The organism is Kitasatospora sp. NPDC058170 (genome assembly GCF_042883905.1).
Taxonomy (GTDB): Bacteria; Actinomycetota; Actinomycetes; order Streptomycetales; family Streptomycetaceae; genus Kitasatospora.
Map to the genome: position 1 here is coordinate 24635 of NZ_JBHVUV010000040.1, position 14657 is coordinate 39291.

Consider the following 14657-nt stretch of genomic DNA (forward strand, 5'->3'; position numbering starts at 1 on the left):
CCGCGCGAGCCCGCCACCAAGACCCGTTGCTGATCCGAACAGGTGAACCACCCCGCCGCGGACCGCGGAGCACCGGCCCTGGAGCACGGACCGTGACGGCAGCACGGACCGTGACGGGGGTGCGGACCGCGGGCGGGAGCACGGACCGCGGACGGGGAGGACGGCCGGATCGGACCCGGCGCTCACGCGGGGCGTTGCAGCACCAGCAGCGAGCGGTCGGTGAGCCAGAGGGCGTCCCCGGCCTTGACCCGGGCCCCCGTCCCCGGGGCCGGGAGCCGGGGCTGCGCGGTGTCGACCACCACCTGCCACTCCTGCCCGTGATCGGCCGGCACGGTGAACTCCAGCGGCTCGAAGTGCGCGTTGAACATCAGCAGGAACGAGTCGTCGACGATCCGCCCGCCGCGCCGGTCCGGCTCCGAGATCGCGTGCCCGTTGAGGAAGACGGTGAGCGACTTGGCGTAGCTGGCACCCCAGTTGCGCTTGGTCATCTCCTCCCCGCTGGGGGTGAACCAGGCGATGTCGGTGAGGTCGTGGCTCGCCCCCGAGGCCGGGCGGCCCGACACCGGCCGGCCGTGGAAGAAGCGGCGGCGCCGGAACACCGGGTGGTCCCGGCGGAGCCAGATCATGCCCTGGGTGAACTCCAGCAGCCGGGCGGCCGGGCCGTCCTGCTCCGGCCAGTGCACCCAGGAGAGCGCGTTGTCCTGGCAGTACGCGTTGTTGTTGCCGCCCTGGGTGCGGCCGAGCTCGTCGCCGTGCGAGAGCATCGGCACCCCCTGGGAGAGCATCAGGGTGGCGATCAGGTTCCGCTGCTGGCGGGCTCTCAGCTCCTCGACCGCCGGGTCGTCGCTCGGCCCCTCCTCGCCGCAGTTCCAGGAGCGGTTGAAGGACTCGCCGTCCCGGTTGTCCTCGCCGTTGGCCGCGTTGTGCTTCTCGTTGTACGAGACCAGGTCGCGCAGGGTGAAGCCGTCGTGGCAGGTGACGAAGTTGATCGAGGCGATCGGGCGGCGGCCGTCGTCCTGGTAGAGGTCGGAGGAGCCGGTGAGCCGGGAGCCGAACTCGGCCAGGGTGGCGTTCTCACCGCGCCACAGGTCGCGGACGGTGTCCCGGTACATGCCGTTCCACTCCGTCCACAGCGGGGGGAAGTTGCCGACCTGGTAGCCGCCCTCGCCGAGGTCCCACGGCTCGGCGATCAGCTTGGCCTGGGACACCACCGGGTCCTGCTGGACCAGGTCGAAGAACGAGGACAGCCGGTCGACCTCGTGGAACTGCCGGGCCAGCGTCGCGGCGAGGTCGAAGCGGAATCCGTCGACGTGCATCTCGGTGACCCAGTACCTGAGCGAGTCCATGATCAGCTGCAGGACGTGCGGGCTGCGCATCAGCAGGCTGTTGCCGGTGCCGGTGGTGTCCTCGTAGAACCGCTGGTCCTGGGCGAGCCGGTAGTACGAGACGTTGTCCAGCCCGCGCAGCGACAGCGTCGGGCCGAGGTGGTTGCCCTCGGCGGTGTGGTTGTAGACGACGTCCAGGATCACCTCGATACCGGCCGCGTGCAGCGCCTTCACCATCGACTTGAACTCCTGCACCTGCTGGCCCCGGTCCCCGGTGGAGGAGTACGAGGAGTGCGGGGCGAAGAAGCCGACGGTGTTGTAGCCCCAGTAGTTGGCGAGGCCGAGGTCGCGCAGCCGGTGGTCGCGGACGAACTGGTGCACCGGCATCAGCTCGATCGCGGTGACCCCGAGCTTGGCCAGGTGCTCGATCACCGCCGGGTGGGCCAGGCCCGCGTAAGTGCCCCGGATCTCCTCGGGGATGCCCGGGTGGAGCCTGGTCAGGCCCTTCACGTGGGCCTCGTAGACCACCGTGCGGTGGTACTCGGTGCGCGGCGGCCGGTCGGTGCCCCAGTCGAAGTACGGGTTGATCACCACCGAGTGCATGGTGTGCGGGGCGGAGTCCAGGTCGTTGCGGCGCTCGGGTGCGCCGAAGTGGTAGCCGTAGACGGACTCGTCCCAGTCGATGTGCCCGCTCATCGCCTTGGCGTACGGGTCCAGCAGCAGTTTGGCGCTGTTGTGCCGCTGGCCGAGGCCCGGGTTGTACGGGCCGTGGACGCGGAAGCCGTACCGCTGGCCCGGCTGGACGCCCGGGAGGTAGGCGTGCCGGACGAAGGCGTCCGTCTCGCGCAGCTCCACGGCCGTCTCCGAGCCGTCCTCGGCGAGCAGACAGAGTTCGATCCGGTCGGCGCTCTCGGAGAACACCGCGAAGTTGGTGCCGGCCCCGTCGTAGGTGGCACCGAGGGGGTAGGGCTGCCCTGGCCAGACCTGCATGAGTCCTCAACTTCCTTGCCAACAACGGGAACTGACCCGCAATCCGGTACTCCGACCCGGACCTGGACGCTGTCTTCCCGGCCGGGCGGCCGGGCATGTGCGGCGGTCGCGCACCGTGATGCACGGCACAAACCGCATACTCCCCGACGCGTCCCCCGACAGCGGGGCCATTTGCCACTTGTTCGCCCGAACGGGTGTCCGGAGGGTCTTCGCGGGCCGGTGGGGGCGGGTGGGGCGGGCCCCGGCCCTCGGCCAACCGGCTGCGAGCGGCTCGCGGCGGGCAGTACCCTTGATCGTCCGGCCGCCCCCCGCGCTCGTGGCGATCCATCAGAAGCAGTAGCCCCAGCAGAAGCAGCGGCCCCGGCAGGAGCAGCGGCTTCGTCAGGAACCAGGTGAGGTGGCGCATGGTGTTCCCCGCCGGCGGCCGAGGCGGCGGGCCCGACCGCCCCGACCGGGGTGCCGCCCGCAGTGAGGCGCCGACCGTGGTCATGCGCCCCGCCCTGACCGGCCGGGCCGTGGTGCCCGCCCAGGGCGGTCCGGTCGAGATACCGGCCCTCGCCTGGTCCGGCGCGGAGTGGGAGGACGCCTACCAGCGGGTCCGGCTCGCCGGGCGGGCGTACGTCTGGCTCAACCTGGTCGAGCAGCGGCTGCGCTCCCTCGTCGACGAGGTGCTGCACCCCATCTACGCCCCCGCCCACGGCGAGGACTGGGTGACGGCCGCCGCCGGGCCGGTCGGCGAGGAGTGGGCGCACCGGGCCGGCGCCGTCCGCGAGGTCAGCCGCCGCAAGGGCTACCTGCTCGACCCGGCCGACGACGACCCGCTGGTCTTCCTCACGCTGCCCCAGCTGCGCGAGCTGATGGTCCAGCACTGGCCCTGCTTCGAGCCGTACCTGGCCGACCGCCGGGAGATCGAGCTCGCCCTGGACGAGCTGGAGGTCGCCCGGCACGTCGTCTCCCGCAACCGCGTCCTCACCCAGACCGTCCTGGCCCAGACCGAGCGCGCCGCCGCCCGCCTGCTCGCCGTGCTCGACGGCGGCACCGGCGGGGTGCCCGCCGACGTGGTGGAGTCCCTGGTGGCCGGCCGGTACGCGGACGTCGTCGCGGTGCACGCCGACCGGGTCAGGCTCCAGCGCGACCTGCCGGTGGAGGACCTGCTGGACGGCGCCCGGCGGCTCGACGCGCTCGGCATCGGCCTCGGCATGCTCTGCCAGAACTACACCGGCAAGCGGCTGGTCCGGCTGGCCACCGAGGGCTGCCGGGTCCGGCTGCTCTTCCTCAACCCGGCCAGCAGCGCCGTCCGCCGCCGCGAGCGCGAGCTCGGTCTCGGCCGCGGTGAGCTGGCCCGGGCGATCGAGATGAACATCATGCACGTGCGCCGGGTCCGGGCCCGGCTGCGCGACCAGGGCGGATTCGAGATCCGGGTCTTCGACGAGACCCCGCGCTTCACCGCCTACCTGGTCGAGGGTCCGCGCCCGGCCGGCCAGGCCGGCGGCCCGCGCCGCCAGACCCGGGACCTCGGCGTGGTCCAGCCCTACCTGCGGCGCGCCCGGGGAATGGAGTCGCCCGCCCTGGTGCTGCGCGGCGGCGCCGGCCAGCAGCCGGGCGGGACGGACGCCGGGCTGCTGGAGGTCTACCGCGAGGAGTTCGAAGGCGTCTGGGGGGACTCCCGGCCGGTCTCCTGACGGGCGGCCCGGGTCGACGTCCCACCCTGGTGCGCCCGGCGGCCGGGTGGGCCCCGCCGGGCTCCGGGCCGTGACCGGTCCCGGCCCGGGGCGGTAGCCCGGACGGGCGGCAACCGGCGGCTGTTCAGCCGATGGGCGGTCATCCGGAGCGGGCGAGCGGGGGCGGGGCCGGGAGGGGCTTGCTAGCGTCGATTCCATGATCGGCAGGCGGCGTTCCGGCGCCGGCCTGCGGTCGACTCCCGCCACTCCCGGCACTCCCGCCACTCCCGGCACTCCCTCCGCACCCGGCACTCCCTCCGCACCCGGCACTCCCGCCACTCCCGGCACTCCCTCCGCTGCCGAACGGCCCGCTTCGGCATGCCCGCCCGCATCCGCCCGACGATCCGGAAGGCCGACCGATGACCAGTCAGCACGCGCCAGGCGCCAGCCGCCCCGGGGCCTCGCGCCGCGGCTTCGTCCGCACCGCCCTCGGCGCCGGCACCGCCGGGGCGCTCGCCCTCGGCACCGCCCGCCCGGCCCACGGCGCGCCCACCCCGGCCGCGCCCGCCCCGGCGACCGGCGGCATCCCGTTCCACGGCGTCCACCAGGCCGGCCTCACCAACCCGCCACCCGGCTACGGCACCTTCCTCGCCCTCGACGTCCGGGCCCCCGACCGCGCGGGCCTGGAGGCGCTCCTGCGCACCCTCACCGGCCGGGCCCGCTTCCTCACCGCCGGCGGCACCCCGCCCGACCTCGGCCCCGCCGCCGCGCCCGCCGACAGCGGCACCCTCGGCCCGGTGCTGCCCACCGACGACCTCACCGTCACCCTCGCCGTCGGCGCCTCGCTCTTCGACGACCGCTACGGCCTCGCCGCCGCCAGGCCCCGCCACCTCGGCCCGATGCGCGACTTCCCGGGGGACGGCCTGCGCCCGGCCGAGTGCCACGGCGACCTGCTGCTCCAGGTCTGCGCGACCAGCCGCGACACCGTCCAGCACGCCCTGCGCGACCTGCTGCGCAGCACCGGGATCGCGCTCCGCCCCCGCTGGCAGCTCGACGGCTACCAGAACCGGGCCCGCCCGAGCGGCGCCGCCCGCAACCTGCTCGGCTTCAAGGACGGCATCGAGAACCCCGACACCGGATCCGCCCGCCAGATGGACGAGCTGGTCTGGGTCGGCGCGAGCAGCGGCGAACCGGGCTGGGCCGTCGGCGGCAGCTACCAGGTCGTCCGGGCCATCCGCACCCTGGTCGGCCCCTGGGACGAGGTCGCGCTGCAGCAGCAGGAACGCATGATCGGCCGCCGCAAGTCCGACGGCGCCCCGCTCGGCCGCACCAAGGAGACCGAGGCCCCCGACTTCGGAACCGACCCGGACGGCGCCGTCATCGCCCTCGACGCGCACATCCGGCTCGCCAACCCGCGCACCGACGCCACCCGGAGCAGCCGCATCCTGCGCCGCGCCTTCAACTACGACCGCGGCCTCGACGAGCAGGGCCAGCCCGAGCTCGGCCTGGCCTTCTGCTGCTACCAGCAGGACCTCTCCCGCCAGTTCGAGGCCGTCCAAACCCGCCTCGCGGGCGAGCCGATGGCCCGCTTCCTGCGGCCCACCGGGGGCGGCTACTTCTACGTCCTGCCAGGGGTCCTGGACGAGGCGGACTGGCTCGGCCGGGGGCTGCTCGCCGCCGTCTGAGCACCGCACCCGACGGCCCCACCGGCGGCATTGTCGGTGGGGCGGGTGATGATAGGGGCTGTTTCGACCAGCAGGACGGAAGGACACACCCCTATGAGCTGGTGGCAGCAGCCACTGGTCGGCTTCGACCTGGAGACCACGGGCACCGACCCGGCCGTGTCCCGCATCGTCACGGCCGCCCTCGTGGACACCGTCGGAGCCCGCCGGACGGGCGCCACCGGCTGGCTGGTCGACCCGGGCGTCCCGATCCCCGCCGAGGCGGAGGCGATCCACGGCATCGGCGACGACCTCGTCCGCGCCAAGGGCCGCCCGGCCAAGGAGGCGGTGGACGAGATAGCCACCGCCCTGTGCGAGCGGCTCACCGCCGGCCGCCCGGTGGTGGCCTTCAACGCGCCCTTCGACCTCTCCCTGCTCGACGCCGAGCTGCGCCGGTACGGGCTGGCGCCGCTGGCGGAGCGGCTCGGCGGGCCGGTCGAGCCGGTCCTGGACGCGCTGGTGATCGACCGGGCCGTCGACAAGTACCGCAAGGGCTCCCGGACCCTCCAGCGGGTCTGCGAGGTGTACGGGGTCGAGCTGACCGACGCGCACGAGGCCGGCAGCGACGCGCTCGCCGCCGTCCGGGTCGCCGTCGCCCTCGCCGAGCGCTACCCCGGCGAGGTCGGCGACGTCCCGCTGGCCGAGCTGCACACCCGTCAGATCGACTGGCACCGCACGTGGGCCGAGAGCCTGGAGGCCTGGCTCCGCAGATCCAAGGACCCGCAGGCCGTGATCGACCCCCGCTGGCCGCTGCGCTGAACGTCGCGCTGAAAGCGGCGCCGACCGCTCAGCAGAGCACGTAGATGCAGTAGTGCTCGCTGCTCTCGGCGAAGCAGTAGGTGGCGCCGCTCTCGGTGATCTCGATGTCGTTGCAGCCGCGGTCGGCGCTGAGTGCGGAGGGGCTCCCGCCGTGGCAGGGGCTGTCCCGCTTCGCGGCGCGCGCCGCGTCCGGCCGGCGCCGCACGATGTAGGGCGGGGGCGCCGCGGGGCGCGCGGCGCCGGTGAGCCCGGCGGCCTCGGACGCCTTGATCCGGCGGAAGGTCTCGACGACGACCGAGGCGTCCACGTCGATCGCGAAGTCGAAGATCTCCTCGCCGGTGCTCGCCAGCCGGCCCGTCGTGGCGCGGCCGCGGACGGCCGCCTCGTCCACCCAGATGATCGGATGGCCGTCGCAGGGGCAGGGGTCCGTCACGCACACGCACACCTGGATCGGCAGGCTGCCGGCCTGCCGCAGCGGATGGTCGTCGGGCGCGTCGAGCGGCACACCGGTGAGGGCGGTCGTGGTGGCATGGGCGAAGGCTCGCGCTTTGGCAGTGTCGTAACTGGCCATCGTCACTCCCAGCGGCAGGTGGCACGGTTGCCCGTTCCGCAGGCCGGTCGGCCCTCGGTGCTTCGAGGGTGCTTCGAGGGGTGGTTCGGGGGTGGTTCGGGGGATTCGAGCTGGGTCCAGGCCTTGGTCCGAGCGCCGTGGGCCCCTGGTCCGAGCAGCCTGGTTCGCTGTCGAACGATCTGGGGGGCGGGTCCGGATCGACCTGATCGGACCGCGGTTTCACGCTAGCGCAGCACCGGGCCGCCCGCCTCCCCGTGGCGGGTGGCCGGGATCAGCCCGCCGGGAAGTCGAAGCGGTACCCCTGGGCGACGAGCCAGGGCAGCAGCTGCCGCAGTGCGGCGACGGTCTGGCTGCGGTCGCCGCCGCCGTCGTGCAGCAGGACCACGCCGCCGGGCTTGAGCTGGCTCTGCACGGTGGAGACGATCGACGGGACGCCCGGGCGGGACCAGTCGCGGGGGTCGACCGACCAGCCGAGCGGCCGCAGGCCGAGCTCCGCGGCGACGCGCTGGTTGTCGGCGGTGAACCCGCCGCCGGGGGCGCGGAACCAGCCGACCCGGGTGCCCGGGCCGCCGGCCTGGACGATCATGTCCTTGGCGGCCGAGATCTCGTACACCGTCCGGTCGTGCGGGAGCGAGGCGAACGGCTGCGGGTGGTGCACGCTGTGGTCGCAGAGCCGGTGGCCGGCCGCCAGGATGCGCCTGACCATGGCGGGGTTGGCGGCGGCCTGCTGGCCGATCTGGCAGAACGTGGCCTTGGCGCCGTACTGGGCGAGCAGGTCGAGGACCTGGCCGGTGGCGGTGCCCGGGCCGTCGTCGAAGGTGAGCGCCACGGTCCGCCCGCCGGAGGCGGTGGAGCGGACGACCGAGGTCGGCACGCCGCTCGCGGGCGGCGCGGGCGGCGGGACCGGCGTGGTGGTGGGCGCCTTGGTGGTGGGCGGCCTGGTGGCCGGGGCGCTCGGCGGCGGCTGTGCGGGGGCCGGCGCCTTGGAGGTGGTGGGCGGCGGGGGCTTGGGCGCGGACGGCCGGGCGGTGGACGGCTTCGGCGCGGCGCTGCTCGGTACGGCGGTGCTCGGAGCGGAGCGGCTCGGAGTGGCGGTGCTCGGAGCGGAGCGGCTCGGGGTGGCGCCGGAGGGGGTGCTGCCCGAGGGGGAGGGGGCGGCGGCCGACGGGGTCGGCGTACCCGGTGCCGTACTGCTCGGGGCGGAGGAGCTGATGACCGGCTGCGGCCGGAGCGCGCCGTTCGCGGTGCCGCAGCCGACCAGGGCCAGCGCGGCGGCGACCACCGCGACGCAGCCCGCGACCAGGGGGCGGCGGTGCCGGACGGGCGACGAGGGGGGCTGCGGGGCGGAGTTCTCCGACATGGCTGCGGCTCCTGAGGTGCTGAGGCGGGTACCGGTCCCTCGGTCAGGATGACTGTCCGGTAGGACGCCCACCAGGGTGTCGACGGTTGCGCCGATCCGGACCCGAGTGCGGCTCAGAACGCGTACCAGCGCACGTCGGTGGCGCCCTCGCGCAGCGAGGCCACCCGGCGGCGGAACTCGGCCGGCGCGGCCGGGTTGCCCGCCGCCTGCTGCGCGACCCAGGAGGCGCTGGCCGTCTCACGGGCCCCGCGCAGCACCGCGAAGCCGGACCACTCGCGGACGTCCCAGCCGTACTCCTCGGTGAACGCCCGGTACTCCTCGGCCGGGACGCCGTACCGGTCGTGGCTGAGCGCGAGCACCACCAGGTCGTGCTCGCGCAGGTCGTGCGAGACGTTCTCCAGATCGAGCAGGACGGGCCCGTCCGGGCCGACGTGCACATTGCGCGGCAGCGCGTCGCCGTGGATGACACCGGGCTGCAGATGCGGGGTCAGATCGGGCAGGGCGGCCGCGTAGGCGTCCCGGCGGCGGCGCAGGAAGGCGGCGTCGGCCGGGTCGATGTGGCCCTCGGCGGAGGCCAGCCAGCGTTCGACCGGGGCGAGCAGGTCGCGCCGGGCGAGCGGGAGGGGCGGCGTCGGCAGCCCGTGCAGGGCGCGCAGCAGCGGCGCCAGGTCGGCCGGCCGCGCGGGCCGTTCGGCGGGGGCGAGCCGGTGCCAGAAGGTGACGGGGTGTCCGTGCGCGAGCTGCGGTCCGGGCGCGACGGCGTCGTACGGGCGGACCACGGGGATGTGCCGGTCGGCCAGCCAGTGGGCGACGGAGAGCTCGTGGCGCGCCCGCTCGTGGAGCTCGGGGCCGCGGCCGACCTTGGCGACCACGGCCGGGTCGCCGAGGTCGAAGACGGCGTTCTCGCCGAGCGCGAGCAGCCGGGCGCCGACCGGGGCGGGCAGGCCGACGGCCTCGCAGGCGTGGGTGAGCAGCAGGCGGGCGCGGCCCTCGTCGAAGGGGGTCATGGGGGTCCGTTCCGTGGTGGCGGCCAAGGGGACGGTGATCATTCTGGCAAACGCGGACCGGGCCCCGCGTGATGCGGGGCCCGGCCTGGTCGGTGGGGTGTCAGGTGCAGCGGGGTGTCAGGTGGTGCGTGCGGGCGGGCGGTCGGGCCCGGTGCGTCCGGTCCAAAGGGTCCGGCGGGTCCGGTGGGTCAGACCTCGATCCGGCGGTGCCGGGCCGCGGTCGGATCGGCGGGGGCCGGGGCGAGCGGCCCGCCGTGGGCGCCGACCGGGGGGAAGGACTCGCCGTGCGAGAGGTCGGGCAGCCAGCGCAGCCAGGACGGCAGGTACCAGTTGCGCTCGTCGAGCAGGGTCATCACCGAGGGCAGCAGCACCGCGCGGATGACCGTCGCGTCGATCAGCACCGCGACCGCCAGGCCGACGCCCATCTGCTTCATGGCCTGCATGGAGAGGGTGCCGAAGACCGCGAACACCGCCACCATGATCACCGCGGCGCTGGTGACCACCCCGGCCGTGGAGCGGATGCCGTGCGCGATGGCGGCCCGGGTCGGCAGGCCGCGGTCCCGGCCCTCCTTGATCCGGGAGACCACGAAGACGTGGTAGTCCATCGAGAGGCCGAAGAGGATCACGAAGAGGAACAGCGGCACCCAGGACTCGACCGCGCCGACCCCGGCGGTGCCGAGCAGCGAGGCGCCCACGCCGTGCTGGAAGACCAGCGTCAGCACCCCGTACGCGGCGCCGACCGAGAGCAGGTTGAGCACCACGGCGGTGGCGGCGATGGCCAGGGAGCGGAACGAGGCGAGCATCAGCAGGAAGGCGAAGGCCACCACGAAGCCGAACACCAGCGGCATCGAGCCGGTCATCTTGTCGTTGAAGTCGTAGGAGCCGGCGGTGCGCCCGGTCACCGGGGCCTCGGTCCCGGCCACCGTGAGCACGGTGGCGGGGACGATCTCGGTGCGCAGGGCCTTCAGCGCGGCGTTGCTGGTGGCGTCGTTGCCGGTGCCGTTGAGCGGGATGTCGATGGTGGCGATGTTCTTGTCCGGGTGCACGGTGACGTCCACCGGGCCGTGCATCCTCCCGCTGGCCAGGGCCTTCGCCTTGAGGTCGGCGATCGCGGCGGTCATCGCGGGGGAGTCGATGTCGGCAGCCTTGACCACGACGGTGGCGGGGGCCGGGCTGCCGGGGAAGGCGGCCTCGATCTTCTTCGAGGTGGCCACCAGCGCGTTGCCCTCGGGCAGCTGCTGCTGGAAGGTGAGGTTGGCGGTGTGCATGGTCAGCATCGGCGCGGCAAGGCCGACCAGCAGGGCGCCGGAGAGCAGGGTGGCGGCCAGCGGGCGGCGCAGCACCGGGGTGAGGACGGCGTTCCAGACCCGGCCGCCGGTGGCGGTGGCGTCGGGGCTGCGCAGCTTGCCGAGGAAGGGGACGCGGCCCTTGTCGACCCGGTCGCCGAGCATCGACAGCAGTGCGGGCAGCACGGTGAGCGAGCCGAGCACGGCGGTGATCACGACCACGATGGTGGCGTAGGACATCGCCTGGAACTCGGCGATGCCGGTGAGGAACATGCCGGCCATGGCGACCACCACGGTGACGCCGGAGACCAGGACGGCCCGGCCGCTGGTGGCGGCGGCGATCTTCAGGGCGGTCTCCAGGTCCCGCCCGGCGGCCCGCTCCTCGCGCTCGCGGCGCAGGTAGAAGAGGCAGTAGTCGACGCCGACGGCGAGGCCGACCAGCAGCATCACCGAGCTGGCGTTGTTGCTGGTGTGCAGGAAGCTGCTGCTCAGCGCGACCAGTCCGCCGGCCGCGATGAAGGCGGTGATGGCGAGGACCACCGGCAGCAGGGCGGCGACCAGCGCGCCGAAGGCGACCAGCAGGATGCCGAGGGCGAGCGGCACGGCCGTCCACTCGGCGCGGGCGAAGTCGTCGGAGAACTGCTCGTCGATCCACTTGCCGGAGCTGGCGTCGCCGAGTTCGACCACGGTGAGGTCGGGGTGCTGCTTCTGCACCCCGGCGACGGCGTCCAGGACGGCCGGGACGTTCTTGAGGGCCTCCTCGCGCTCGCCGGTGACGGTGAGCTGGACGAGTGCCGAGCGGCCGTCCGCCGAGACGGCCTTGGTGTCGTAGGGGGAGCGGACGTCGGCGGTCTTGCCGGTGGCCTTGACGGCGGTGACCACCTGCTCGACGGCGGCCCGGAAGGCCGGGGCGTCGGAGGTCAGGCCGGCGCTCTGGATCAGGACGGTCTCGCCGGCCGGCGACTTGAGCCCGGCCTCGTCGAGGATCTTGGCGGCCCGGGACACCTGTCCGGGCATCGCCTCGGACTCCTTGACCTCGTTGCTGCCGTGGAGGCCGCCGAGGAAGGCGGCGAGGACGACGAAGAGCAGCCAGCCGAAGACGGCTGTCTTTCTGTGCCGGGCGCTCCAGGCGCCCATCGCGGCAGCCATGCCGAGCTTGGTCTTCACGGGAGTTCCCCCCAGGGAGAGCGGCGGTCGAACGCCGGGTGTGCGGCGGTTGGTCGACCGCCGGGACAGGGGCGCCGGGTGCGGGTCCGGCGTTGCAACCGACAGTAGGGAAAGGGCGGTTGGGGAGGTATCCGGCTACCGGGGGAGTCGTCCCGGGGGCTCGCCTCGGGGGAGGGGTGGGGTTATCCCTACCAGGGAACCCTGATGTCTCCTCCCTGGGAGTGGGGGAAAACTCCACCCTGAGGGGGAGCTGTCTCCACCCGGAGCACGAGGTCAGCGGGCCGGTCGGCGGGTGAAGATGGTTCGGGGTCGTCACGTGGCGTCCCCGAGGGGGTGCTTACGGGGGCTGCTTGCCGGGCGGCAGGCAAGTTCTCGTAGGATGATGTTCTCTCTTACTTACCTGCCGACCGGCTAGGAGTGGGCTTCCTTGCCATGCCCTGCCGGTCCTGCCGTCGCCCGGCGTCCCGTCCCCAAGGGCTGCGGTGAACCATGCCCAGGAGGCATCACGAGCATGTTCCACCGACTAGGACACTTTGTCGTCCGTCGCGCTTGGTGGGTGATCGCGGCGTGGATCGTCGCGATGATCGCGATCGTGGCCGGTGCGCCGACGATCACCGCCCAGACCGACGAGGCTTCCTTCCTCCCCAAGCACTACGAGTCCATCCAGGCCTCCGCGCTCCAGGAGAAGGCGTTCCCGGCCAGCTTCACGCCCTCCGCGCTGGCGCTCTTCGAGCGCAACGACGGCGGCGCGATGAACGACGCCGACAAGGCCGCCATGGCCAAGATCGTCCAGGGTCTGACGGACAAGAAGATCGCGGACGTCGAGAAGATCATCCCGGTCAGCGAGCAGACGACGTCCAAGGACGGCAAGTACGCGCTCGCGCCGATCGCCATCGACAAGGCGAAGCAGCAGTCCGAGGACTTCGGCGAGGCCGCCAAGCACCTCCGGGAGGAGGGCAAGTCGCTGTCCTCGGGGACGGACCTGAAGTTCCAGTTGGGCGGCGCCGCCGCCCAGGCCCTGGACCAGAAGGAGTCCTCCGGCTCGGCCGACGCCCTCATCGCGATGTCGACGGTCCTCCTGGTCGCGATCATCGTCGGGATCATCTTCCGCAGCATCCTGGCCGGCATCCTGCCGGTCCTGATCTCGCTGGTGGTCGCGATGCCGACCGCCAACGGCGTGATCGCCTACGCGACCAAGGCGTTCGGCCTGGAGAGCACCCCGGTGCTGTCGGCGATCCTGATCGTCGTCGTGCTCGGCGTCGGCACCGACTACTTCCTCTTCCTGGCGTTCCGCTACCGCGAGCGGCTGCGGGCCGGTGACGACCGCAAGGAGGCCGTGGCCAACGCCGTCGGCCGGGTCGGCGAGGCGATCGCCTCGGCCGCCGGTGCGGTCACCGTCGCCTTCGCGGTGCTGGTGCTCTCCAGCCTCGGCATGTTCAAGGCCCTCGGCCCGGCCCTGGCCATCGCCGTGGTCGTCACCGCGTTCGCCTCGCTCACCCTGGCCCCGGCCGTGCTCGCGGTCATCCCGGCCCGCGGTGTGTTCTGGCCGGGCAAGAAGTGGATGAACGAGCCGAACAACGCGCGGTTCGCCGCGCTCGGCCGGATGGTGGAGAAGCGCCCCGCCCTGGTGGCCCTGGCCTCCGGCGGCGTGCTGGTGGCGCTGTCGGCCGGCGCCCTGGGCTACAACGGCACCTTCGACCTGGCGGGCAGCTCCATGCCCAAGGACAAGGAGTCGATGGTCGTCCAGGACAAGCTGATGAACGGCTTCTCGGCCGGCGCGGCCGACCCGAGCCACGTCTACCTGACCAGCACCGCCGGTACCAAGCTCGACCCGGCCGCGTTCGAGAGCTACGCGGCCAAGCTCGGGGCGGTGTCCGGAGTGTCCCCGGTCGCGGCGAAGCCCCAGCTCAGCGAGGACGGCAAGACGGCCGACTTCACCGTCCTGCTCAACCACAAGCCGGACAGCAACGAGGCGATCGACACCCTCACCGACCTGCGCGAGGTCGCCCACGGCCAGGCGCCGACCGGCACGGAGGCGAAGGTCGGCGGTCTGACCGCCGTCTACAAGGACATCAACCTCGCGATGACCCACGACTACAAGTTGGTCTTCCCGATCGCGGGTCTGCTGATCCTGCTCATCCTCGGCCTGCAGCTGCGCAGCGTGGTCGCCCCGTGGTACCTGATGGTCTCGGTCGGCCTCGGCTTCACGGCGACCCTCGGTGCCGCCACGCTGATCTTCCAGCAGATCGGCAGCGAGACCGGTCTGATGTTCATGCTGCCGATCCTCATCTACCTCTTCGTGGTGGCGATCGGTACCGACTACAACATCCTGATCATCGCCCGCCTGCGGGAGGAGGCCCGTGCGGGCCGCAACCCGCGCGAGGCGGCCCGTGAGGCGCTGCGCCACGGCGGTCCGACGGTCGCGGCGGCCGGGTTCATCCTGGCGGCGTCGTTCGCGACCTTCATGCTCGCGGGCAACGTCTTCATGCTGGAGTTCGGCTTCGCGATGGCCTTCGGCATCGCGCTGGCGGCCTTCGTGATGGCGCTCTTCTTCACCCCGGCGCTCACCGCGCTGATCGGCCGCGCCGCCTGGTGGCCCGGCCACGGCGCCGACGACGAGCACGGGGCCGGCCCGGCCCCGCTCACCGGTGCGCAGGGCGTGCCGGAGCCGGCCGGACGGCACTGACCGCCGGTAGCAGGAGGTAGGCAGGCGGTGTCCGCTTCGGCGGGCGCCGCCTGCCCCTGTTCCGCCCCCTGCAAACGTGACGTGCTGGGCAAAAACCCCCCGGTCAATCGGGGTGACGCCGTGC

The 14657-nt window shown here is 73.4% G+C and carries 9 protein-coding genes; 4 read left to right on the plus strand and 5 right to left on the minus strand.

The window, feature by feature from the left end; translation table 11 throughout:
• Window positions 1-182: 182 nt before the first annotated feature.
• Window positions 183-2315: a glycogen debranching protein GlgX gene (gene glgX, locus ACFVVX_RS33580; protein WP_387951285.1), complete on the minus strand. Its 2133-nt coding sequence runs from the start codon at window positions 2313-2315 to the stop codon at window positions 183-185.
• Window positions 2316-2719: 404 nt separating this feature from the next.
• Between glgX and ACFVVX_RS33585 the strand changes: the two genes are divergently transcribed.
• The 3 genes from ACFVVX_RS33585 (at window position 2720) to ACFVVX_RS33595 (ending at window position 6456) form a co-directional block, all read left to right on the plus strand.
• Window positions 2720-3997, plus strand: coding sequence for an SAV2148 family HEPN domain-containing protein (locus ACFVVX_RS33585; protein ID WP_387951287.1), 1278 nt, complete (start codon window positions 2720-2722; stop codon window positions 3995-3997).
• Window positions 3998-4395: 398 nt separating this feature from the next.
• Window positions 4396-5661, plus strand: coding sequence for a Dyp-type peroxidase (locus ACFVVX_RS33590; RefSeq protein WP_387951289.1), 1266 nt, complete (start codon window positions 4396-4398; stop codon window positions 5659-5661).
• A 93-nt stretch (window positions 5662-5754) separates the two neighbouring features.
• Window positions 5755-6456, plus strand: a complete 702-nt coding sequence (locus tag ACFVVX_RS33595; RefSeq protein WP_387951291.1) for an exonuclease domain-containing protein — start codon at window positions 5755-5757, stop codon at window positions 6454-6456.
• A 28-nt stretch (window positions 6457-6484) separates the two neighbouring features.
• On the opposite strand, the gene ACFVVX_RS33600 is transcribed toward ACFVVX_RS33595, so the two are convergent.
• From ACFVVX_RS33600 to ACFVVX_RS33615, 4 genes are all read right to left on the minus strand, one after another.
• A complete protein-coding gene (locus tag ACFVVX_RS33600; RefSeq protein ID WP_387951293.1) occupies window positions 6485-7027 on the minus strand; it encodes a hypothetical protein in 543 nt (180 codons plus the stop codon).
• Between the two features lie 271 nt (window positions 7028-7298).
• Window positions 7299-8387 (minus strand): polysaccharide deacetylase family protein, encoded by a 1089-nt coding sequence (locus tag ACFVVX_RS33605; RefSeq protein WP_387951295.1) that lies wholly within the window; start codon window positions 8385-8387, stop codon window positions 7299-7301.
• Between the two features lie 113 nt (window positions 8388-8500).
• Window positions 8501-9394 carry an aminoglycoside phosphotransferase family protein gene (locus ACFVVX_RS33610; RefSeq protein WP_387951297.1) on the minus strand — a complete coding sequence of 298 codons (894 nt, stop codon included), beginning with the start codon at window positions 9392-9394 and terminating at the stop codon, window positions 8501-8503.
• A 188-nt stretch (window positions 9395-9582) separates the two neighbouring features.
• Entirely contained in the window at window positions 9583-11829 is a 2247-nt protein-coding gene (locus ACFVVX_RS33615; RefSeq protein WP_387951349.1) for an MMPL family transporter, read from the minus strand.
• A gap of 529 nt (window positions 11830-12358) precedes the next feature.
• On the opposite strand from ACFVVX_RS33615, the gene ACFVVX_RS33620 reads away from it, so the two are divergent.
• A complete protein-coding gene (locus ACFVVX_RS33620; RefSeq protein ID WP_387951299.1) occupies window positions 12359-14533 on the plus strand; it encodes an MMPL family transporter in 2175 nt (724 codons plus the stop codon).
• The last annotated feature ends 124 nt before the right edge of the window (window positions 14534-14657 follow it).